Genomic DNA, 20,518 nt, shown 5'->3' on the forward strand with positions numbered 1-20,518 from the left:
CTCACTGCTTTAAGCCTTAGATAAAGGATGAAAACTACCCTTTTATCAGGTGCTTTAAAATGGAGGGGCAGAGATGGGACAGACTCAACAGAAGTGGATCGCGCGATTATTGATTGTTTTGCTGGTCTTATTTATTTTATACATGCTGTCGCGGTTATCCTTCCTGGCAGAACCGTTTTTGCTCATCGGAAAGGCATTGCTTTTACCAGTCGGAATTGCTGCGCTGTTAAGCTATTTTCTCCATCCGCTCGTTGAAAAGCTTCACCAGAATGGCATGGAACGAAGATGGGCGGTTTCCCTCATCTTTCTGGCTGTGATCGGTTTGATCAGTTTTGTCCTGATTGTCGGGCTGCCGTTTTTGATCGCCCAGGTTCAGCATGCCTTTGCCCAGCTTCCTGGAAAAATAAATGAATTAACCGTGCTTGTCAACCGACTGCAGGATCAGCTCAACTCCTTGCCAGAACCACTACAGTCCCACTCGAAGGAATGGACCGTCCAGCTTGAAGCGTGGAGTGGAAAAGCGTTGGACCAGGTTGAGAAGGTGGCGGTCTTTTTGCTGCATTCTGTTTTCGCCTTTATCGTCATTCCTTTTTTAGTGTTTTACTTTCTGAAAGATTATGATCTCGTCGAAAAGACGGCCTGGTATATAACCCCGCGCAAATGGAGACAACCGTTGCAGCGCTATTTGAAGGACCTGGACCAGACGTTCGGCAGCTTTATCCGTGGGCAGCTTCTCGTTTCCCTTTCGGTCGCAGTGCTTTCGGTGATCGGCTTATGGCTGCTCGGTGTCCCGTATCCGATTTTGCTCGGACTGTTTATCGGGGCGGCGGATTTAATCCCGTATTTCGGCGCGTTTATCGGCGCTGCCCCGGCGATTATCATCGCTTTGCTGGAATCATGGCAGCTGGCGATCTTTACGGCTATCCTGTTAATCGTCATCCAGCAGGTGGAAGGTAATGTCCTCAGCCCGTTCATCGTCGGTAAAACCTTGCATCTTCATCCGATGCTGATTATTATCGCGCTTCTTGTCGGGATTCAGACAGGAGGAGTGATCGGTCTGCTCGTCGCTGTACCGATGCTGGCAGTCGCCAAGGTTACGCTCTGGCACGTGCGCCTTCATCTGATGAACGATTGACATTTGTCAAGCGGCTTCCTATAATGAAAAGGGCAAATAAACATAGTAAGAATACGTTGAAGGAACAAGTATGAAACAGACCGTTTACAGAGAATGGCATCCTAGGCTGGAAGATGCCAGAAGCGAAGGGTTTCAGAAAGCTGCTCCTGAGTGCAGGCAAATCCTGCCGTCTAACCGCGTTATGGTCGAAAGTGATAGGCGACGCTGTCGTCTGTAAATAGGGTGGTACCGCGTGACATAACTCTCGTCCCTTATCCGGGAAAGGGAGTTTTTTTGATGCCTGGCCGACATTGGACAGGTCAGGACACCGTCCGCCTGAGCGCTTCCGTACACCGGCTCTTGGGACAAGCGGGAGCCGCGGCGCGAATTTTTCGTTTTACATACATATCAAAAAGGAGATGATAGAAGATGAAACCTTTAACATCTGCCCAAGTGAGACAAATGTTTTTAGACTTTTTTAAGGAGAAAGGTCACGATATCGAACCGAGTGCGTCGCTTGTTCCCCATGAAGATCCCAGCTTGCTGTGGATTAACAGCGGGGTCGCCACGTTAAAGAAATACTTTGACGGCCGAGTAATTCCGGACAACCCGCGGATTACAAACGCTCAGAAATCGATTCGGACAAATGATATTGAAAATGTCGGGAAAACAGCGCGCCATCACACGTTTTTTGAAATGCTCGGCAACTTCTCCATCGGTGATTATTTCAAGGAAGAAGCAATTGAATGGGCGTGGGAATTTTTAACGAGTGAACGCTGGATCGGCTTTGAAGCGGATAAACTGTCTGTTACGGTCCACCCTGAGGATGACGAGGCTTATGCATACTGGAAAGAGAAAATCGGTATTCCCGAAGAGCGCATTATCCGTCTGGAGGGCAACTTCTGGGATATTGGTGAAGGGCCGAGTGGGCCGAATACGGAAATTTTCTATGACCGCGGCCCTTCCTACGGCGATGATGCCAATGACCCTGAGCTTTACCCGGGGGGAGAAAATGATCGTTATTTAGAAGTGTGGAACCTTGTCTTTTCACAGTTTAATCATAATCCTGACGGAAGCTATACACCTCTTCCGAAAAAGAATATTGATACGGGGATGGGTCTTGAGCGGATGGTCTCCGTCATTCAGGATGTGCCAACGAACTTTGAAACGGATTTGTTTATGCCGATCATTCGGGCGACGGAGCAGCAGACGTCTGTTCAATACGGGAAGAAAGAAGAAACGGATGTCGCCTTTAAGGTGATTGCCGATCATATTCGCACGGTCACGTTCGCCGTTGGTGATGGCGCGCTTCCTTCAAATGAGGGTCGGGGCTATGTGTTGCGCCGTCTTTTGCGCCGCGCTGTCCGCTATGCGAAGTTAATCGGGATTGACCGGCCGTTTATGTATCAGCTCGTACCGGTTGTCGGAGAAATCATGGTTGACTTTTATCCGGAGGTCAAAGAGAAAAACGATTTTATCCAGAAAGTCATTAAAAATGAAGAGGAACGCTTCCATGAAACACTTCATGAAGGATTGACGATTCTTGAGAAAATTCTTGAGGATGCCGTAGCCGCCAAGAAAACAACGATTGCCGGTGAGGATGTATTCCGCCTTTATGACACGTATGGGTTTCCAATTGATTTGACAGAGGAATATGTAGAAGAGAAGGGTTTAACGATTGATCGCGAGGGCTTCGAGAAGGCGATGGAAGGCCAGCGCTCAAGAGCGCGCTCGGCAAGACAGGAATCCGGCTCGATGCAGGTTCAGGATGAATTGCTAGGCGAAATTGTCACTGAAAGCAAGTTTGTCGGCTATGAAACATTGGCGACAACGGCAAAGGTCGAAGTACTTATCCATGATAAGAAAAGGGTCGACGTTGTCGGAGCAGGGGAACAGGCGCAGCTTATTTTAAATGAAACGCCTTTTTACGCCGAGAGCGGAGGACAGGTAGCCGATAAAGGGGTTCTGAGCGGAGAGGGTGTCCTCGTTGAAGTGACGGACGTCAGCAAAGCGCCGAACGGCCAGCATCTTCATCATGTGACGGTAAAAGAAGGAACGCTAAAGCAGGGTGCGGAGGTGCGCTGTATCGTCGAAGAAACCGAGCGGACGGCAATTGTCAAAAACCATACCGCCACTCATCTTTTGCATCAAGCGCTTAAGGATGTGCTTGGCGAGCATGTTAACCAGGCCGGTTCCCTCGTTTCCGAAGAGCGTCTCCGCTTCGATTTCTCACATTTTGGCCAGGTGAATGAAGAGGAAATCGCCAAGGTTGAAGCAATTGTCAATGAACAGATTTGGCAATCGCTTCAAGTGGATATTTCATTGAAGAATATTGACGAGGCGAGAGCGATGGGCGCGATGGCTTTATTCGGCGAAAAGTACGGCGATATCGTTCGGGTTGTCAAAGTTGGTGATTATAGTCTTGAGCTGTGCGGTGGCTGTCACGTCAGAAATACAGCGGAAATCGGACTGTTCAAGATCGTGACGGAATCTGGAATCGGTGCCGGTGTAAGGCGGATTGAAGCGGTGACAGGCAAAGCGGCTTATCAATATATGAATGACCAGCTTCAGCTGCTGAATCAGGCCGCGACCAGTTTAAAAGCGAAGCGCGTTGTCGATGTGCCGGCAAGAATTGAAGCGACACAGCAGCAGATCAAGGAATTACAGCGTGAAAATGAATCATTAACGCAAAAATTGAGCAATCTTGAAGCAGGAAGTCTTGTCGATGAGGCTGTGACGGTGAACGGTGTTCAGTTGCTGACGAAAAAGGTTGAAGCGAAAGATATGGACAGCCTGCGTGCGATTGTCGATAAGCTGAAGCAGGATATCGGTTCCGGGGTGATCGTTCTCGGTGCTGTGACAGGCGGCAAGGTCAACATCATTGCCGGGGTGACAAAAGATTTATTATCAGAAGGATACCATGCTGGAAAGATCGTTAAGGAAGTCGCTTCACGTTGCGGCGGCGGTGGTGGCGGCCGTCCGGATATGGCTCAGGCTGGCGGAAAGAATCCGGAGCAGCTTGATCAGGCGCTTGCTTATGTGCAAGAATATATTGATACGATTTCCTAATTTCCTGCTTTTGGTGTACAATGAAAGGTAAACAAGCAATAGAGATTGTTTTTATTGCAAAATGAAAGAGGTGTTTGTGATGAGCTCTATGGACAAGACAATGCAGTTTAATTTTCCGGATGATTCGGTCGATGTTGATGTCCAAGAGGTACTCCTTTCTGTATATGGGGCGCTGGAGGAGAAAGGCTATAATCCCATCAATCAAATTGTCGGCTATTTACTCTCTGGAGATCCTGCGTACATTCCCCGTCATAAAGATGCGCGTACCCTCATTCGCAAGCTTGAGCGCGATGAGCTGATTGAAGAGTTAGTGAAATCCTATTTATCACAGCACCGTAAGGAGAATGAATGAGAGCATTAGGTTTGGATGTCGGAACGAAAACGATTGGCGTGGCTTTAAGTGATGAGCTTGGCTGGACGGCGCAAGGGCTGGAAACGATTAAGCGAAGCGAAGAGGAGCCCGACCAGGACTTTTTAACAATAAAGCGCATGGTGGAGCAATATGATGTTCACACTATTGTAGTAGGAATGCCGAAGAATATGAATGGAACGATCGGACCGAGCGGTGAGCGGAGCGAGCAGTTTGCTGAGCAGCTGCAGACGTATGTGCCGGGCTGTGAGCTGAAAATGTGGGACGAGCGTCTAACGACTGTCGCCGCGGAGAAAATGCTGATTTCAGCTGATGTCAGTCGAAAGAAACGTAAAAAGGTCATTGATAAAATGGCCGCCGTTATGATCCTGCAGGGCTATCTGGATCATAAGGGAAACTAGGAAAAGAGGTGCGACGATGACGCAAGAAGAAAAAGATCGTATTGTGATTCCCGATGAAAATGGGGATGAACATTTATTTGATGAGTTGTTTAAGTTTACGGTGGACGAGACCGGGAAATCCTACATTCTTGTTACACCTGTCGGCGAAGAGGCCGACGAGGATGAAGAGGTAGAAGTATTCGCGTTTCGTTATGAAGACCGTGACGATGAAGAAAATGACATCGCACTCTTCCCGATTGAGACCGACGCTGAATGGGAAATCGTTGAAGAGATGCTTAACACGTTTTCGGAAGAAGATCAATAAGAAGAAACGGGAACATCCAAAAGGATCAGATTTTGGTCTAAGGATGTTCTCTTTTTTTGAAAATGTAGTATAATAAGACGGTGGAAGGGGGAGAAGGATGTCTGATTCCAACGAAAAACCACGAAATGATCTATATGAAGAACGAGTTTCTCAGGCTAAAGTCGTGAGAAAGATCGTCTTTTTTTGTGTAATCGGATTAATTCTAATTGGATCCATCCTGCTTACAAGCGGGTATTTTTATATAAAAAATGCACTTGGCCCAATGAATGAAGAAAATCCACAGGAAGTTGAAGTTACAATTCCGATCGGTTCATCTGCCAGTCAAATTGGAACCATTCTAGAAGAAGAAGGTCTTGTCCGCAATGGAACGTTATTCCGTTATTTTGTCCGTTATAAGAACGAGAGTGGCTTTCAGGCTGGTGACTATGTCCTTTCCACTGCGATGACGATGGATGACATGATCGAGGCGTTAAAGGATGGACGCGTGATTCAGGAGGCGGAACTCGTCTTCACCGTACCGGAAGGATTATGGCTTGAAGATATCGCCAATGTCATTGCCGGTAACACGGAGCATTCCGCTGAAGAGGTCATGGAAGTGCTCAATGATCGGGAGTATATTGAAAGTCTGATTCATCGTTATGCGATGCTGACGGACGAGGTGTTGCAGGAGGGGATTCGTTATCCGCTTGAGGGATATCTATTCCCGGCCCGCTATGATTTTCTTGAGGCGAACCCGCCGATCAAACAAATCATCGAGACGATGCTTGACCGGACGGAGGCTGAAGTGGAGCCGTTTCTCGCCGAGGTGGAAGAAGGGGAATATACGCTACATAACATTCTCACACTCGCTTCGATTATCGAGAGGGAAGCGCAGCAATCCGAGGACCGCTATTTAATTTCTGGTGTGCTGTATAACCGGCTTGAACAGGGGATGAGACTCCAGGTTGACCCGACGGTGTCTTACGCATTAGGGGAGCACCGCTATATGACAACCTACAATGATTTGGAAGTGGACTCGCCTTATAATACGTACTTGTATGCGGGCATTCCGGTCGGACCAATCGCCAGTCCGGGCAGTGATTCGATCCGGGCGGCATTCCAACCGGAAGATACAGACTATCTTTATTTCTATGCGCGTTATAATGGCGAAGTGATTTACAATGAGACATACGAAGGGCATAACGAAACCCATCAAATGTATCGTAATGAATGGATCGAAGCAGAAAGTGAAGAATAGGGGACAGTAGCGCGACCCGCCTGCAGGATTCACCTGCTTCTTCCCGGACAGTTGTCAAAGCCTTGCAAAAACCAAAACGGGGTGTGCCAAAAGGGTTTTCCTTAGGCACACCCTCTCTTACTGGATTGGAGGATCGGAATGATTGAAAAAGAGTTAGCCTATTATCTTCATTCATTACTGCCGGCCCGTCCTGACAAAATTGTCGAGATGGAACGTTTTGCTGGCGAGCATGAGGTTCCGATTATGGATCTGATCGGGATGGAGTGCCTGCTCCAGCAGCTTAAGCTTATTAAGCCGAAGCGGATTTTGGAAATCGGCACGGCAATCGGTTATTCTGCGGGCAGAATGGCCCTGGCGCTGCCTGAGGCGACGATTGTCACCATCGAGCGCGATGCCGAGCGTTATGAGCAGGCGCTGGCGAATATCCAGGCGCTTAAATTGACAGACCGGATTGACGTATGGCACGGCGATGCCCTTGAATTGAGCCAAAAACTTGAATTCGAGTCCCTTTTTGATGTATTATTTATTGATGCCGCTAAAGGTCAATACCAACGGTTTTTTGAGATGTATGGTTCATATGTGAAAGAAGGCGGCGTTGTTTTTTCGGATAATGTTCTGTTTCGCGGGCTCGTCGCCACTGACCATATTGAAAATAAACGATTGCGCCAATTAACGAATAAAATTAAAACGTATAACAGCTGGCTCATGTCCCAGCCTGATTATGAGACGACAATAATCCCGGTCGGGGACGGCCTTGCAGTGAGCGTGAAAAAAGGAAGACCAGGAAGGGGATAGCTATGAACAAAAAGCCAGAGCTGCTGGTGACGCCCAAGGATCTTGACGCTGTGTCGCGGGTATTTGCGGCAGGGGCAGATGCGGTTATCATCGGCGAAGAACGCTACGGACTGCGGTTAGCAGGTGAATTCTCACGCGATGATATACGGGCTGCTGTCACGATTGCCCATGAACAAGGAAAACAGGTCTATGTTGCCATGAATGCGATATTTCATAATGATAAAGTGGCGGAGCTCGCTGACTATGTCGCCTTTTTGAAAGAGGCAGACGTCGATGCGATTGTCTTCGGCGATCCGGCTGTTTTGATGACGGTGCGCCAGGTCGCTCCGGAAATGAGATTGCATTGGAATACGGAAACGACGGCGACGAATTGGTATACTGCTAATTACTGGGGGAAGAAAGGCGCGGCCCGGGCTGTGCTTGCCCGTGAATTGAGCATGGATGAAATTGTGGAAATTAAAGAGAATGCCGAAGTCGAAATTGAAGTGCAGGTGCATGGCATGACCTGTATGTTCCAGTCGAAGCGGACATTAATCGGCAATTATATGCAATTTCAAGGGAAAAATCTCACTGTCGAGCGCCGGACAAAAGACCGCCAATTATGGTTATATGATGCCGAGCGTGAGGCGCGCTATCCGATTTTTGAAGACGAGAACGGCACGCATATTATGAGTCCGAATGATATGTGCATTATCGACGAGCTGGAAGAGATGATCGAAGCGGGAGTCGACAGCTTTAAAATCGACGGCATCCTCAAGGAGACGGACTACCTTGAAAAGGTGACGGCTCTTTATAGAGAGGCGATTGATCTTTGCACTGCTGTTCAGGAACAATATGAGGATAAAAAAGAAATATTTCTCTCTGAGGCCGAAGCGCTTCAGCCGCAAAACCGAAAATTGGATACCGGCTTTTTCTTTAAAGAAACGGTCTATTAGAAAGGAGGAAACGAGATGTCAACCATTGCGGAACGTACAAAAGAAGGAAAACGGATCATTACGAAAAAACCGGAGCTGCTTGCACCGGCTGGAAGTCTGGAAAAATTAAAAGTGGCTGTCCATTACGGCGCAGACGCGGTTTACATTGGTGGACAGGAATTCGGTCTGCGCTCCAATGCCGATAATTTTTCGCTAGAAGAAATGCGCGAAGGCGTGGAATTCGCCCGGAAATACGGTGCGAAAGTATATGTCACGACGAATATTTACGCTCATAACGAAAATATGGACGGGCTTGAGGAGTACTTAAGCTCCCTGCAGGATGTCGGCGTGACCGGGATTATCGTCGCCGATCCGCTCATTATTGAAACGTGTAAACGCGTAGCTCCGAAAGTTGAAGTGCATTTAAGCACCCAGCAGTCGTTGAGCAATTGGCTAGCGGTCAAGTATTGGAAGGAAGAAGGACTGCATCGCGTCGTCCTCGCCCGCGAAGTCGGACTTGAAGAAATGCTTGAAATGAAGAAAAATGTTGATATCGAAATTGAAAGCTTTGTTCACGGCGCGATGTGTATTTCTTATTCCGGGCGCTGTGTCCTGAGTAATCATATGACAGCGCGTGATTCCAATCGCGGGGGCTGCTGCCAGTCATGCCGCTGGGAATACGACTTATATGAAACGAATGAGCAAGGAGAAAAAGCACTGTTCTCGGAAAATGACCCACAATATACGATGAGCCCGAAAGATTTGAATCTGATTCAGGCGATTCCGAAGCTGATTGAAGCCGGCATTGACAGCTTGAAGGTTGAAGGACGCATGAAATCAATCCATTATGTAGCGACTGTCACAAGTGTGTATCGCAAGGTTATTGATGCCTACTGCGCCGATCCTGACAATTTCCAAATTGATAAAGCATGGCTTGATGAATTGGAAAAATGCGCGAATCGTGATTTCGCTCCGCAGTTTTTTGAAGGAGAACCGACATTTGAAGAGCAAATGTACGGCAGTCATCCGAAGCGGACAAAGTATGACTTCGCCGGATTGGTACTCGATTATGATCCGGAAACGTCAATCGTTACATTGCAGCAGCGTAATCATTTCAAGCCGGGAGACGAAGTTGAATTTTTCGGACCGGAAATAAGCAACTTCATACAAAAAATCGAAACAATTTGGGATGAAGACGGGCAGGAACTCGATGCGGCGCGACATCCGCTGCAAATTGTCCGCTTTAAAGTCGATCACCCGGTTCATCCGCAAAACATGATGCGTAAAGAGGTAAGATAATGGTAAGAAAGCCAATTATAATTGGGGTAGCCGGAGGAACGGGCTCCGGTAAAACAACGGTTGCGAAAGAAATTTTTCAGCAATTTAATGAGCAGTCGATCGTATTAATTGAACAGGATGCCTACTATAAGGACCAAAGTGAACTTCGCTTTGAAGAACGGTTAAAAACGAATTACGACCATCCATTGGCCTTTGATAATGATTTGCTGCTGGAGCATCTCCAGCTGCTGGCTGCGGGCAAGGGAGTCGAAAAGCCGGTTTACGACTATAAGGCACATACCCGCTCGAATAAGGTTATTGTTATTGAACCAAAGGATGTCATTATCGTGGAAGGTATTCTGATTCTGGAGGATGAGCGGCTGCGCGAGGTGATGGATATTAAGCTTTTTGTAGATACGGACGCCGATATTCGGATTATCCGCCGTCTACTTCGTGATATCCAGGATCGGGGACGTTCGATTGAATCAGTCATTGATCAATATACGTCGGTTGTCAGGCCGATGCATCTGCAGTTTATCGAACCGACGAAGCGCTATGCTGATATCGTCATTCCCGAAGGTGGACAAAACCGTGTCGCGATTGATCTAATGGTGACAAAAATTCGCACAATTATTGAAGAAAAAGCGATTTTGTAATAGCATAGGGAAAGTGAGGTTGCATTTTAGGGGTAAGCCTTACTTTCTTTCATACATGTAAGTAACTAAGAACTCGGAGACTGCCGAGTTCTTAGTCTACATATGTGAAGCAATTCTATTTTATTTGAACAAGCAGATGAGGAGTGAGTCACAATGGCGGAAGAGAAAAAACATTATATGACAATGGAAGGAAAGCGTAAGCTGGAGGAAGAGCTCGAATATTTGAAGACAGAGCGGCGCAAAGAGGTAGTTGAGCGCATTAAAATCGCCCGCAGCTTCGGTGATCTTTCGGAGAACTCCGAATATGATTCAGCGAAAGAAGAGCAGGCGTTTGTCGAAGGACGGATTATTCAGTTGGAAAAAATGATCCGCAATGCGGTTATGATTGAAGAAGAAGAAGGTTCGGCAAATGTTGTCTCGCTAGGGAAGACAGTGAAATTTATCGAGCTTCCGGACGGAGATGAAGAAGAGTACACAATTGTTGGAAGCGCTGAATCTGATCCTGCTGAAGGAAAGATCTCCAATGATTCCCCAATGGCGCAAAGTTTACTTGGAAAAGCAATTAATGACAAGGTAATGGTGAACACCCCTGGTGGAGAGATGGAAATTCAAATTGTTGATATTCGCTAAGAATGTCCGGCTTGCCGGCCTGTCTCGTACTCGAGACGGCAGGGCAAGCCTTTCATTCGCCTTAAAATACTATTTCAAAATAATAAAAAGATAACTAAGTTAAGTATTTTAATAAAACAATGTAGGTAATCTCACATTGAATTAAAAGCGTTTTCAGATATCTGACATAAATTTGTCATATATTCAGAAAGTTCTTTGTTAGATTTTCTCACAAAGGTATAGAATTTTAGAAAAGTTTCTAATATAATGTAGAAGAATAAGTCATACATGAAGAAAGGAGAATGCTAAATTATCTTTATTATGTCGTAAATTTATTTGTTCTTTTGGACATAATTACAAATGTAGATTTATCCGAATGGACAAATGGTTAGCAGGTAAACTGTTTGTAACTAATTTTTAAAAAATTCAAAAAGGGGCATCAAAATGAAAAAATTACTTGTATTACTAATGTCTGTGTTATTCTTACTTGTCATCGCAGCCTGTGGTGGTTCAGATAACACAAATGAAGGTACAGATGAAGCGGCACCAGGTGAAGAAGCAGCGGGAGAAACCGGGGATGCTGAATTTGAAGAATTAGTCATTACATTTAGTCATAACCAGCCGATTGAAAGCCCGGAACATGTAGGGGCTGAAAAGTTTAAAGAAGTAGTAGAAGAGCAAACTGGCGGAAAAGTAACAGTCGATGTTTACCCTGCTTCACAGCTTGGAAGCTTACGTGAACAAGTTGAAGGAACGCAAATGGGGGAAATTGATATTACGATGCAGCCAACTGCTGTCGTCAGTCCGTTTGTTGATGATATTAAAGTAATTGACCTTCCTTACCTATGGCCTGCAGATGCAGAGCAAACGTATGAAGTACTTGATGGAGAAGTGGGTCAGGAAGTTTTAGCAACTCTTGGACAAGGTGGATTTGAAGGACTTGGGTACTGGCCTGGCGGATTTAAATTGTTCACGACAGGAAACAAAGAAATTCATGAGCCTAGTGACTTCCAAGGCTTAACAATGCGTGTTATGGAATCGCCGCTTTTGATCGAGCAATATGCAACATGGGGCGGAAATGCGATTCCTGTACCTTATGCCGAAGTTTATAACTCTTTACAGCAAGGCGTTGTGGATGGACAAGAAAATCCATTGCAAACAATTTACTTAAATAATTATCATGAAGTTCAGGATAATATTATTGAAAGTTACCATGGCACAATGACATATGTGTTAATGGCTAACCAAGCTTGGTTTGGCGGGCTTTCAGATGAGCTAAAGCAAGTAATTGCTCAAGCTGAAGAAGAAGGACGTACTGCTGCACGTGAAGCATTAAGCGAAGTAGAAGACGAGTACCGTCAGGCGATTATTGAATCAGGCGCGAACTATTATGAATTTACGGAAGAAGAAATCGAAAGCTTCCGCGAAGCATCACTTCCTATGCATGAAGAAGTGTACAATACACCTGAACAACTTGAACTGCTTCACAAGCTTTATGAAGCCATTGACCAAGTAACAGGTAATTAATACGGGGCGTTAACAAATGTTAAAAGCCCGTAGTGGCTCCGTATAGCGCTTGCCACGTTAAGGAGGGTGTCCCAGAAGCTTTCGGGACACCCTCTCTACTCTAAGCAATATGCGGTTCCGCTTCAGCAGGTGGGTAACGAGTCAATGATCACTCCGCTTGCAACAGTAATATGCGTCAGGATGTTCCGCATTGCCGGGAGACGGCGCTTGCCAATCGGGGTTGTCTTTAAAGGTGAAAAGTGATCCTTCAAAGGCATCCCCTGTTCTTTTAGAGTTGAAGAGTTGATGACGTTTCACCACTCTGAAAGAAGGGCAAAGACTCCGCGTAAGACTTTCAGTATAAGGAGAAGGAGAATGAACAATGAAGTGGATCAATCGGATTGAGGAAGCTTTTGTTGGCATTTGTTTACTCGCTGTGACGATTGTGTTGTTTGTTAATATTGTGCTTCGCTTCGGCTTCAGTGCAAATACGAACTGGGCGGAAGAAGTTATTCGCTACGGCATGATCTGGATTACATTTATCGGGGCCGCGATCTGTTTCCGGCGGGGTCTTCATGTTGGGATTGATTTCTTCCTCGATTATTTATCGAAAAAATGGGGCGCGATCATTGCGTTAGTGGTCAATCTGTTTTCAATCATTTTTATGGCGTTTATCTTTTATTACAGCATTGAATTAGTAAAATTCAGCATCGATTCTGGACAGATAACACCTTCGTTGCAAATTAAGATGTTTTATATTTACTTGGCGATTCCGATCGGGGCGCTTCTTTCGCTTATCCATCTGGTCGTTCATACATTCAAGCTGTTTAAGGACCTGCAATCTAACATGATAGAGGAGAAACAACCATGATTACTGTACTGATTGTTTTGATTTTTATCTTTCTGTTTTCAAGTACGCCGATTTTTGTGGCGCTTGGATTGGCCTCTTTTGTGACGGTGCTTTTGACAACGGATATTAACCCGATGATTCTGATACAGCGGCTGTTCGGCGGTCTTGATCAATTTGCGTTAATGGCGCTGCCGTTTTTTATACTGGCTGCCAATATTATGGAGGTCGGCGGTCTGTCTAAACGGATTTTGGATTGGGCCCGGGCAATGGTCGGCCATATCTCTGGCGGGGTAGCGATGACGAGCCAGGTTTCGAGTATGTTCTTTGGTGCGCTTTCCGGCTCCAGTCCGGCGACAGTCGTGGCGATCGGGAAGATTATGTACCCTGAAATGATTAGAGGAAAGTATCATAACTGGTTTGCGGCGGGTCTTTTAGCTTCGGCCGGCTCGGTTTCCTTGATTATTCCACCGAGTATTACGTTAATTATCTTTGGTTCCGTGACAGGAGTATCTGTCGGGCAGCTCTTTATTGCCGGGATCGGAGCAGGTCTCATTTATGGCCTTTCTTCTATTATTTATATTTATTTCTACGCTCGTAAACATATTCTTGAGCGTGATAAACGCGCTACAAGGCAGCAATTGCTGAGCACAACGTACAAAGCCGGTTGGGCTTTGCTAATCCCGGTCATTATTCTTGGCGGAATTTACGGCGGGATTTTCACTCCGACGGAAGCCGCGGGTGTCTCCGCTGTGTATGCGTTATTAATCAGTATGTTTGTCTATAAAGAGATGACACTAAAGAAGCTGTATCGTGTTTGCATCGATTCCGGAATTTTAACAGCTCAGGTACTCGTACTTGTCGCTGCGGCGCAAGTGCTTGGCTGGATGCTGACGAGAGGGCAGGTACCGCAAACAATTGCCGGCTGGATGACGAATACGATTGAGTCACCATTTGTGTTCTTAATAATTCTGAATGTTGTGTTACTGGTGCTTGGAATGTTTATGGAGGGTGTCGCAGCTATTATTATTGTCGCGCCGCTTATTTTCCCAACGGCAATGGCAATGGGAATCGACCCAGTTCATCTAGGGGTTATTATGATTTCGAATTTGGCAATTGGTATGTACACTCCGCCTTTTGGAATCAATATATTTGTCACCCAGGGAATTACCGGGTTGAAAATGGGCGAAATGATGCCGGGCTTACTCCGATTTTTCGCGGTCAATGTCCTTGCCTTGCTCGTCATTACGTACGTTCCGGATGCATCTTTATTCTTACTGCGTCTGTTGTAATGTATCTCGCTAACAGGGGAGGATCGCAAAATGGCCACTTCATTGAAAAAATTACTGAAAATTGGCGGCCTGCGCCACTGTAAGGTGGTGGCCGGCCATCAAGGCCTTGAGAAGACTGTATCTTATGTGACGGTGATGGAAGTCCCGGATATCATCAATTGGTTAAAGGGAAACGAATTGCTGCTCACGAGTTTATATCCGATTAAGGATGATCCTGTCGCCCAGCTTGAATTGATTGATCGTTTGCATGAAGTCGGGACGACGGCGGTGGCGGTGAAACCAAACCGTTTTATTGGGGCGATTCCGGAAGAGATGAAAAGAAAGGCAGATGAATACGGAATGCCTCTTCTTGAAATCCCGGAGGAAATTTCCTATTTGGACATTCTCCCTCCGGCCATGAATGTGATTTTCGATGAAAAGGTGGTTCTTCAAGAGGATCTTGACCAAACAAGTCATTTATTAAGTGAAATCTCTCTATATGAAAACGGGTTAAGCAGTTTTATGGATACGTTGGCGCTGCTGACGAAAACAGAGGTTTATTTGGAGGCGTTGGCCCCTTATATTGAAGTTCCCCCGCAAAAGCATGAGCTTGCTCCTTTAACGACTCAGCAGGTCAACGAACTGAAGGTTGTCCAACGGGCTGTACGGATGCCAAGAAGGAAGCAGGGCGAAGAACTGGAAGATTGCATCGTCTCCCCGATTATAATTGATGGGGAGCTGCAAGGGACGGTTTCAAGCTTCCATTCTCGTTCTGAATACATCGAGATGGAGCTGGCAATTTTAGAAAAGGCATCGATGCTATTGTCATTAGAGTTTCTGCGGAAAAAAGTAAAATACGACATAGAGCAGCAATATCGCAATGACTTCTTCCGTGATTTGTTCTTTAATCAGTTTATTAACAAGCAAGATTTGATGGATAAAGGGAAAATGTACGGCTTCCAGGCGGAGGAAGCATATGTCTGTATTTCTGTCAGCGGCAAGGAAGTGGAGGACGGCAAGATGTTTGCTTCCGCACTAGGTCGGATTGAAAGTGTTTTAACCCAGATTGAAGAGGATATCGTAGTTGGCTCTGTCCGCCATTCCTTATACGTTCTACTGCCGGTGAAAGACAGAACGAAGCCGGAGCTGAAAAAAATGATCGGGCAATTTGCAACAGGAATTAAACAGGTGGTGCAGATCGATGTGTCTCTCGGTGTCGGCCGAACGTACAGTGGAGTAGATGGGTTGCGCAAAAGCTTTCGGGAAGCTGAGCAGGCCGTTGTGTTTGGCCCGGTTTTTTGGAAGGATCAGCCGATTATTTATTTCTCGAATCTGGGGGCTTACCGCTTAATTGCCCTGATTGAAAACAGGGACGAACTGGAGCAGTTTTATGAAGAAACAGTCGGACCGTTGGCCAAAAACGATTTGGACAGTGAATTAAATCTTGTTGAAACGCTTGAACAGTATTTTAAGCATAATGAGTCGCTGACGGAAACGGCAAAGGATTTGTATATTCACGTCAATACGTTGAAGTACCGGCTTCAGAAAATAAAAACCATTTCCGGTTTGAATCTCCAAAAAACAGAGGAGAAGCTGATGCTGAACATGGGGTTGAAAATTCACCGATATTTGGAAAGTGACTGTCGATTTAGATAGTGGAAGGTTCGGATTGTTATCTGAATGAACAAAGGTTAACCACCGCTTAAAACGGAATGTATAACAGCATGAGAAACAACTACGAATAAATTGAGGGTGGTTTTGCATGAATAGAATTCGAGTGATTCAAACATTAGAAAAAATTAGTCAATTAGGCGCAACCGCTAATGGCATGGAACGGATTGCCTATTCGGAGGCGGAAAGACAGGCCAAGCAATTTTTGCGCGAACAGTGCGAGCAGCTTGGGATGACGGTGAGAGAAGATGAAGCAGGCAATCTAATTGCCCGGAAAGAAGGAATTGACCCGTCCCTCCCTGCTGTGGCGGTCGGTTCTCATCTCGACACGGTCTATAACGGAGGAAAGTATGATGGAACACTTGGGGTGATTGCCGGGCTGGAAATCGTCAGAATGCTGGCAGAGGAGGAAATCAATACGCTGCACCCCGTTGAAGTCATTGCCTTTGCCTGTGAGGAATCGGCGCGGTTTAATGCTTCAACGCTCGGCAGCAAAGCAATGACAGGTTTTCTTGATTTGGATTCGCTTCGGTCCTTGAAGGATAAGGATAATCGTTCAATCCAAGAAGTAGTGGCAGAGCAGGGACTGCAATTTGAGTCAATGACGAAAGCGGCCCGCAGCAAAGAGGACATTAAAGTCTTTCTTGAGCTGCATATTGAACAGGGCAGTAAATTAATCGATCGAAAAAAAACGATCGGCGTCGTGACAGGGATTGCCGCCCCGATGCGACTATCACTTACCATTGACGGAAAAAGCTCTCACTCGGGGACAACAGGGATGAAGAACCGGCACGATGCCTTTCTGGCGGCAGCCGAATTGTCACTGGTTGTGGAAAAGGCAGCACTTGCCGAAGAGCAGTATGAAACGGTCGCGACCGTTGGTGTTGTCGATGTTTTGCCGGGAGCCATGAATGTCGTTCCGGGAAAAGCATCGCTCAAGATTGACATCCGCAGCACGAATGGGGAATCAAGAAAGCGCGTCCTTGCCGCGATTAAGCAGGAAATTGCAAGAGTGGAGCAGTCACGCAAAGTAAAGGTGACGATTGATTGGCAAACAGAAGAAGAGCCGGTCATGATGGATGAGATGCTCGTCAAAAAAATGGCGACGATTTGTGAAAATCAGCGTATACCGTATTCCTTTTTGCCAAGCGGGGCGGGCCATGATTCGATGTATATGGCGAAACGCTGGCCAACCGCGCTGTTATTTGTTCCTTCCGTTGATGGGCTTAGCCATCACCCGGACGAATTTACAGAGGCTGGAGATATCGTGACAGGCATTGGAGTCATGAAGGAAGCCGTTTTAGCGTATGCCATTGAAGTTAACAACAAGAGTAAAAGGAGAAAAGCATAATGAAAGCACAACAAGTCACGATCCTGACAAATGTACAAGTGAGTGAACGTTATTGGCATATGACAGTCGATACAAGCGAAATCGGCGAGAAGGTGCACCCAGGTCAGTTTTTTAATATTCTTTGTGAACAAAGCGTCTATCCTTTTTTGAGAAGACCGCTCAGCGTGTACCGCATTGACGATGAGGCGAAGACGCTTGAATTTCTCTACCTCGTAAAAGGGCTTGGCACGACAAAAATGACGGAATTCAAGGCAGGCGAGAAGATTGACATTTTCGGTCCTCTAGGGGTCGGCTTTGATCTGAAGGATGAATACAACTCGATTTTGCTGCTGGCAAGAGGAGTAGGAGTCGCGACATTAGCGGCGCTCGCTTTTGAAGCGGCACAAAAGGGGAAAAAGGTTCATGCGATTCTCAGCGCCCGCAGTGAAAATGATTTGCTTGCTGCTGATTTTCTTGAAGGGCTGGGCGTCAGCGTTTATAAAGTAACGGATGAATCAGGCACGAGCGATGTTGAAAAAGTCGAAGCGTTGATCGGGAACATTATGGGCGCTCAGGCGATTGATGCTCTGTACACATGCGGCTCAAAGCGGCTGTCGCGTCTGATGCAAAGACTGGCGATCGAGCATCAGCTGCCGGGAGAAATTGCGCTTGAAGAGCATATGGGCTGCGCGATGGGCGTATGTTTTGCCTGTGTATGCGATATTCGGGAAGGCGATGACGTGAAAAGTGTCCGCGTCTGCCATGAAGGACCTGTTTTCCCGTTAGAAAAGGTGGTGTTAGCATGAAGGAATTAAAATTAGCAGTTGATATTGGCGGACTAACGTTACGAAATCCGATCATGCCGGCATCGGGTGCATTCGGTCCTGAGATGGATAAGATCATTGATTTTAATCAGCTTGGCGCGCTTGTGCCAAAGAGCATTACAATTGAAGCAAGACCTGGTAATGCAACGCCGCGCGTTTGTGAAACAACGGCGGGGATGATTAATTCAATCGGGATTCAAAGCAAGGGAATTGAGTATTACATGGAGCATTATGTTCCTTATTACGCCCAGTTTGATACGCCGCTTATTGCCAGCCTGTCGGCCGGCTCAGTTGACGAATTTGCTGAATTGGCTGATATTCTTGCAGCAGACAGCCGGGTTGACGCGCTTGAATTAAATATTTCCTGTCCAAATTTAAAAGGAAATGGTCTGGCGTTCGGGATGGATGCTGACTTAACGTACAAGCTCGTCCAGAAGGTACGCGCCGTTACCGATAAGCCGATTATTAGCAAGCTGACACCAAATGTTACGAGCATTCAGGAGATTGCCAAAGCGGCAGAGGCGGGCGGCAGTAATTCTTTAAATGTAGCTAACACGCTGCTGGCGATGGCGATTGATGTAGAGACAAGAAAGCCGAAGATTGGCAATGTTATGGGAGGTCTCTCCGGCCCGGCGGTTAAACCGATTATCGTCCGTCTGATTTATCAAGTCGCGCAGGCGGTTAAGATTCCGATTATTGGCTGTGGCGGCGTCTCAACAGCCGAGGATGCGCTAGAAATGATCCTTGCCGGGGCAAGCGCCGTTCAGGTCGGTACGGCGAGCTTTATTCAGCCGACGGCGATGATTGACATTTTACGGGATTTAAAAGCCTACATGGAGCGTCATCATATTACGGATATTCAGGAGTTAATTGGTCAGGTTCACATTCAAAAAGAGATAAAGGAAGTGGAGCTAAATGAAATGGGACTTAGTTATTAAAAACGGTACGGTTGTCACAAATCAGGAAGAGTTTCGCGCGAATCTGTTTATTAAAGATGGAGTGATTCAGGCAGTTACAACTGAAGAGCTTCCTGGTGAAGCGACAGAAACAATCGATGCAGCCGGAAAATATGTATTCCCAGGCTTTATGGATACTCACGTTCATTCCCGTGATCCGGGCGCAACCTACAAGGAGGATTTCTATCATTCGACCTTGGCGGCGGCAGCCGGCGGTATTACAGCTGTTTTTGAAATGCCGAACACCAATCCACCGATTAACAATCCTGAAAACTTTCAGAAGCAGGTCGACAATCTGGCAAGCAAGGCGTTTGTCGATTACGGTATCTGGGCGATTTGCCTCGGACATTTAAATCTTGATAAGCTCGCTTCCCTGCACGAAGCCGGTGTGATTGGCTTTAAATTTTTCTGGGGCTATGCCGTTCACGCGAAAACATACCAGCTAATGTATAACTATAAAACCGGAATGGAAGATGTTATACCGCCATTTGGCGACGGCGACGTCTATGACATGTTTGCTGAAGTCGCGAAAACAGGTCAAATGCTGGCGATCCATGCCGAGAACAATGATTTGATTCAGCATTTAACGAATAAAGTCGAGGCGCGCGGCGGCCGTACTTACGAGGACCTGCTTGAAGGACGTCCTAATTTGGCCGAGGAGCTTACAGTTCATTCCGGCATTGCGATGGCGAAACAAACAGGCGCCCGTCTTCATATCCTTCATGTCAGCACCGCAGAGGCGGTTGAGGCGATCCGTCAGGCGCAGGAGGAAGGCTATCCAATCACAGCGGAAACCTGTCCGCATTATCTGTTCCTATCGGCTGAAGACTATGATAAGGTCGGTCCACAGATGAAGGTTTATCCTCCTGTTAAATATAAGAAGGATCAGGAAGCGCTGTGGGAGGGAATTAAGGACGGCACGATTTCCTTTGTCTGCTCAGACCACGCACCGCACACCGAGGAAGAAAAGGATGGCGATCTCTGGTCGATTCCGGCAGGGATGTGTGGAGTAGAGACGCTTGCCCCATTAATGCTTGACGCCGCGGCGAATGGCAAGATTTCACGCGCTGATGTTGCGAGCCTACTCGCTGAAGCACCGGCGAAACTGTTTGATATTTATCCGAAGAAAGGCTCTTTACGCGTCGGAACAGATGCCGACATTACGATTGTCGATATGGAGCAGGAATATACGCTGCGACGCGAAGATTTGCACAGCAAAAGCAAAGTAACCGCTTATGACGGCTTTCAGGTGAAGGGCAAGCCGGTCTATACGATCGTCCGCGGCCATGTTGTGATGGCCGAAGGCGAGTTGACTACGATGCCTGTTGGACAACTGATTAATCCAAGAACAATCTAAACGTTTTAG

The 20,518-nt window shown here is 46.6% G+C and carries 19 protein-coding genes and 1 other annotated feature; all 19 genes read left to right on the forward strand.

The features are described from left to right. Positions 1–73: 73 nt before the first annotated feature. A complete protein-coding gene (locus M3212_RS16185; RefSeq protein ID WP_251195018.1) occupies positions 74–1,135 on the forward strand; it encodes an AI-2E family transporter in 1,062 nt (353 codons plus the stop codon). Positions 1,136–1,182: 47 nt separating this feature from the next. After that, positions 1,183–1,390: a binding site (T-box leader), on the forward strand. A gap of 153 nt (positions 1,391–1,543) precedes the next feature. Beyond that, entirely contained in the window at positions 1,544–4,183 is a 2,640-nt protein-coding gene (gene alaS, locus M3212_RS16190) for an alanine--tRNA ligase (RefSeq protein ID WP_251195019.1), read from the forward strand. Between the two features lie 79 nt (positions 4,184–4,262). Beyond that, positions 4,263–4,535: an IreB family regulatory phosphoprotein gene (locus M3212_RS16195; protein ID WP_251195020.1), complete on the forward strand. Its 273-nt coding sequence runs from the start codon at positions 4,263–4,265 to the stop codon at positions 4,533–4,535. Continuing rightward, positions 4,532–4,954 carry a Holliday junction resolvase RuvX gene (gene ruvX, locus M3212_RS16200; RefSeq protein WP_251195021.1) on the forward strand — a complete coding sequence of 141 codons (423 nt, stop codon included), beginning with the start codon at positions 4,532–4,534 and terminating at the stop codon, positions 4,952–4,954. Before M3212_RS16195 ends, ruvX begins: the two co-directional genes overlap by 4 nt. 16 nt (positions 4,955–4,970) lie before the next feature. Continuing rightward, positions 4,971–5,258, forward strand: coding sequence for a DUF1292 domain-containing protein (locus M3212_RS16205; protein ID WP_251195022.1), 288 nt, complete (start codon positions 4,971–4,973; stop codon positions 5,256–5,258). Between the two features lie 97 nt (positions 5,259–5,355). Continuing rightward, positions 5,356–6,495, forward strand: coding sequence for an endolytic transglycosylase MltG (gene mltG, locus M3212_RS16210; protein WP_251195023.1), 1,140 nt, complete (start codon positions 5,356–5,358; stop codon positions 6,493–6,495). 138 nt (positions 6,496–6,633) lie between these two features. Continuing rightward, positions 6,634–7,290, forward strand: a complete 657-nt coding sequence (locus tag M3212_RS16215; protein ID WP_251195024.1) for an O-methyltransferase — start codon at positions 6,634–6,636, stop codon at positions 7,288–7,290. A gap of 2 nt (positions 7,291–7,292) precedes the next feature. Beyond that, a complete protein-coding gene (locus tag M3212_RS16220; protein WP_251195025.1) occupies positions 7,293–8,225 on the forward strand; it encodes a peptidase U32 family protein in 933 nt (310 codons plus the stop codon). A 15-nt stretch (positions 8,226–8,240) separates the two neighbouring features. Beyond that, positions 8,241–9,503: a peptidase U32 family protein gene (locus tag M3212_RS16225; RefSeq protein WP_251195026.1), complete on the forward strand. Its 1,263-nt coding sequence runs from the start codon at positions 8,241–8,243 to the stop codon at positions 9,501–9,503. Continuing rightward, the gene (gene udk, locus M3212_RS16230) at positions 9,503–10,138 is read left to right on the forward strand and encodes a uridine kinase (protein ID WP_251195027.1); all 636 of its coding nucleotides are present in this window, start codon (positions 9,503–9,505) and stop codon (positions 10,136–10,138) included. The genes M3212_RS16225 and udk overlap by 1 nt, the downstream gene beginning before the upstream one ends. Before the next feature lie 153 nt (positions 10,139–10,291). Further along, positions 10,292–10,768: a transcription elongation factor GreA gene (gene greA, locus M3212_RS16235; RefSeq protein WP_251195028.1), complete on the forward strand. Its 477-nt coding sequence runs from the start codon at positions 10,292–10,294 to the stop codon at positions 10,766–10,768. Positions 10,769–11,191: 423 nt separating this feature from the next. Next, positions 11,192–12,274, forward strand: a complete 1,083-nt coding sequence (locus tag M3212_RS16240) for a TRAP transporter substrate-binding protein (protein WP_251195029.1) — start codon at positions 11,192–11,194, stop codon at positions 12,272–12,274. A gap of 361 nt (positions 12,275–12,635) precedes the next feature. Beyond that, on the forward strand, positions 12,636–13,124 hold the full coding sequence (locus M3212_RS16245) for a TRAP transporter small permease (RefSeq protein WP_251195030.1): 489 nt from the start codon (positions 12,636–12,638) through the stop codon (positions 13,122–13,124). After that, the gene (locus M3212_RS16250) at positions 13,121–14,392 is read left to right on the forward strand and encodes a TRAP transporter large permease (protein ID WP_251195031.1); all 1,272 of its coding nucleotides are present in this window, start codon (positions 13,121–13,123) and stop codon (positions 14,390–14,392) included. The genes M3212_RS16245 and M3212_RS16250 overlap by 4 nt, the downstream gene beginning before the upstream one ends. A gap of 30 nt (positions 14,393–14,422) precedes the next feature. Then, a complete protein-coding gene (locus M3212_RS16255; RefSeq protein WP_251195032.1) occupies positions 14,423–16,027 on the forward strand; it encodes a PucR family transcriptional regulator in 1,605 nt (534 codons plus the stop codon). A 106-nt stretch (positions 16,028–16,133) separates the two neighbouring features. Beyond that, on the forward strand, positions 16,134–17,393 hold the full coding sequence (locus tag M3212_RS16260; protein WP_251195033.1) for a Zn-dependent hydrolase: 1,260 nt from the start codon (positions 16,134–16,136) through the stop codon (positions 17,391–17,393). Next, positions 17,393–18,178, forward strand: a complete 786-nt coding sequence (locus tag M3212_RS16265; protein WP_251195034.1) for a dihydroorotate dehydrogenase electron transfer subunit — start codon at positions 17,393–17,395, stop codon at positions 18,176–18,178. Before M3212_RS16260 ends, M3212_RS16265 begins: the two co-directional genes overlap by 1 nt. Continuing rightward, positions 18,175–19,134 carry a dihydroorotate dehydrogenase gene (locus tag M3212_RS16270; protein WP_251195035.1) on the forward strand — a complete coding sequence of 320 codons (960 nt, stop codon included), beginning with the start codon at positions 18,175–18,177 and terminating at the stop codon, positions 19,132–19,134. The genes M3212_RS16265 and M3212_RS16270 overlap by 4 nt, the downstream gene beginning before the upstream one ends. Further along, a complete protein-coding gene (gene allB, locus M3212_RS16275) occupies positions 19,112–20,509 on the forward strand; it encodes an allantoinase AllB (RefSeq protein ID WP_251195036.1) in 1,398 nt (465 codons plus the stop codon). The genes M3212_RS16270 and allB overlap by 23 nt, the downstream gene beginning before the upstream one ends. The last annotated feature ends 9 nt before the right edge of the window (positions 20,510–20,518 follow it).

The sequence above is a fragment of the Halalkalibacter oceani genome (assembly GCF_023715705.1).
GTDB classification, from domain to species: domain Bacteria; phylum Bacillota; class Bacilli; order Bacillales; family Bacillaceae_D; genus Halalkalibacter; species Halalkalibacter oceani_A.

Excerpts from the sequence above, each read along its gene's own strand:
- alaS (WP_251195019.1), top strand. The coding sequence starts at position 1,544 with ATGAAACCTTTAACATCTGCCCAAGTGAGACAAATGTTTTTAGACTTT.
- M3212_RS16185 (WP_251195018.1), top strand. The coding sequence starts at position 74 with ATGGGACAGACTCAACAGAAGTGGATCGCGCGATTATTGATTGTTTTG.
- M3212_RS16255 (WP_251195032.1), top strand. The coding sequence starts at position 14,423 with ATGGCCACTTCATTGAAAAAATTACTGAAAATTGGCGGCCTGCGCCAC.
- mltG (WP_251195023.1), top strand. The coding sequence starts at position 5,356 with ATGTCTGATTCCAACGAAAAACCACGAAATGATCTATATGAAGAACGA.
- M3212_RS16220 (WP_251195025.1), top strand. The coding sequence starts at position 7,293 with ATGAACAAAAAGCCAGAGCTGCTGGTGACGCCCAAGGATCTTGACGCT.
- M3212_RS16270 (WP_251195035.1), top strand. The coding sequence starts at position 18,175 with ATGAAGGAATTAAAATTAGCAGTTGATATTGGCGGACTAACGTTACGA.
- M3212_RS16260 (WP_251195033.1), top strand. The coding sequence starts at position 16,134 with ATGAATAGAATTCGAGTGATTCAAACATTAGAAAAAATTAGTCAATTA.
- M3212_RS16240 (WP_251195029.1), top strand. The coding sequence starts at position 11,192 with ATGAAAAAATTACTTGTATTACTAATGTCTGTGTTATTCTTACTTGTC.
- M3212_RS16265 (WP_251195034.1), top strand. The coding sequence starts at position 17,393 with ATGAAAGCACAACAAGTCACGATCCTGACAAATGTACAAGTGAGTGAA.
- greA (WP_251195028.1), top strand. The coding sequence starts at position 10,292 with ATGGCGGAAGAGAAAAAACATTATATGACAATGGAAGGAAAGCGTAAG.
- M3212_RS16250 (WP_251195031.1), top strand. The coding sequence starts at position 13,121 with ATGATTACTGTACTGATTGTTTTGATTTTTATCTTTCTGTTTTCAAGT.
- M3212_RS16205 (WP_251195022.1), top strand. The coding sequence starts at position 4,971 with ATGACGCAAGAAGAAAAAGATCGTATTGTGATTCCCGATGAAAATGGG.
- M3212_RS16245 (WP_251195030.1), top strand. The coding sequence starts at position 12,636 with ATGAAGTGGATCAATCGGATTGAGGAAGCTTTTGTTGGCATTTGTTTA.
- M3212_RS16215 (WP_251195024.1), top strand. The coding sequence starts at position 6,634 with ATGATTGAAAAAGAGTTAGCCTATTATCTTCATTCATTACTGCCGGCC.
- M3212_RS16195 (WP_251195020.1), top strand. The coding sequence starts at position 4,263 with ATGAGCTCTATGGACAAGACAATGCAGTTTAATTTTCCGGATGATTCG.
- allB (WP_251195036.1), top strand. The coding sequence starts at position 19,112 with ATGAAATGGGACTTAGTTATTAAAAACGGTACGGTTGTCACAAATCAG.
- udk (WP_251195027.1), top strand. The coding sequence starts at position 9,503 with ATGGTAAGAAAGCCAATTATAATTGGGGTAGCCGGAGGAACGGGCTCC.
- ruvX (WP_251195021.1), top strand. The coding sequence starts at position 4,532 with ATGAGAGCATTAGGTTTGGATGTCGGAACGAAAACGATTGGCGTGGCT.
- M3212_RS16225 (WP_251195026.1), top strand. The coding sequence starts at position 8,241 with ATGTCAACCATTGCGGAACGTACAAAAGAAGGAAAACGGATCATTACG.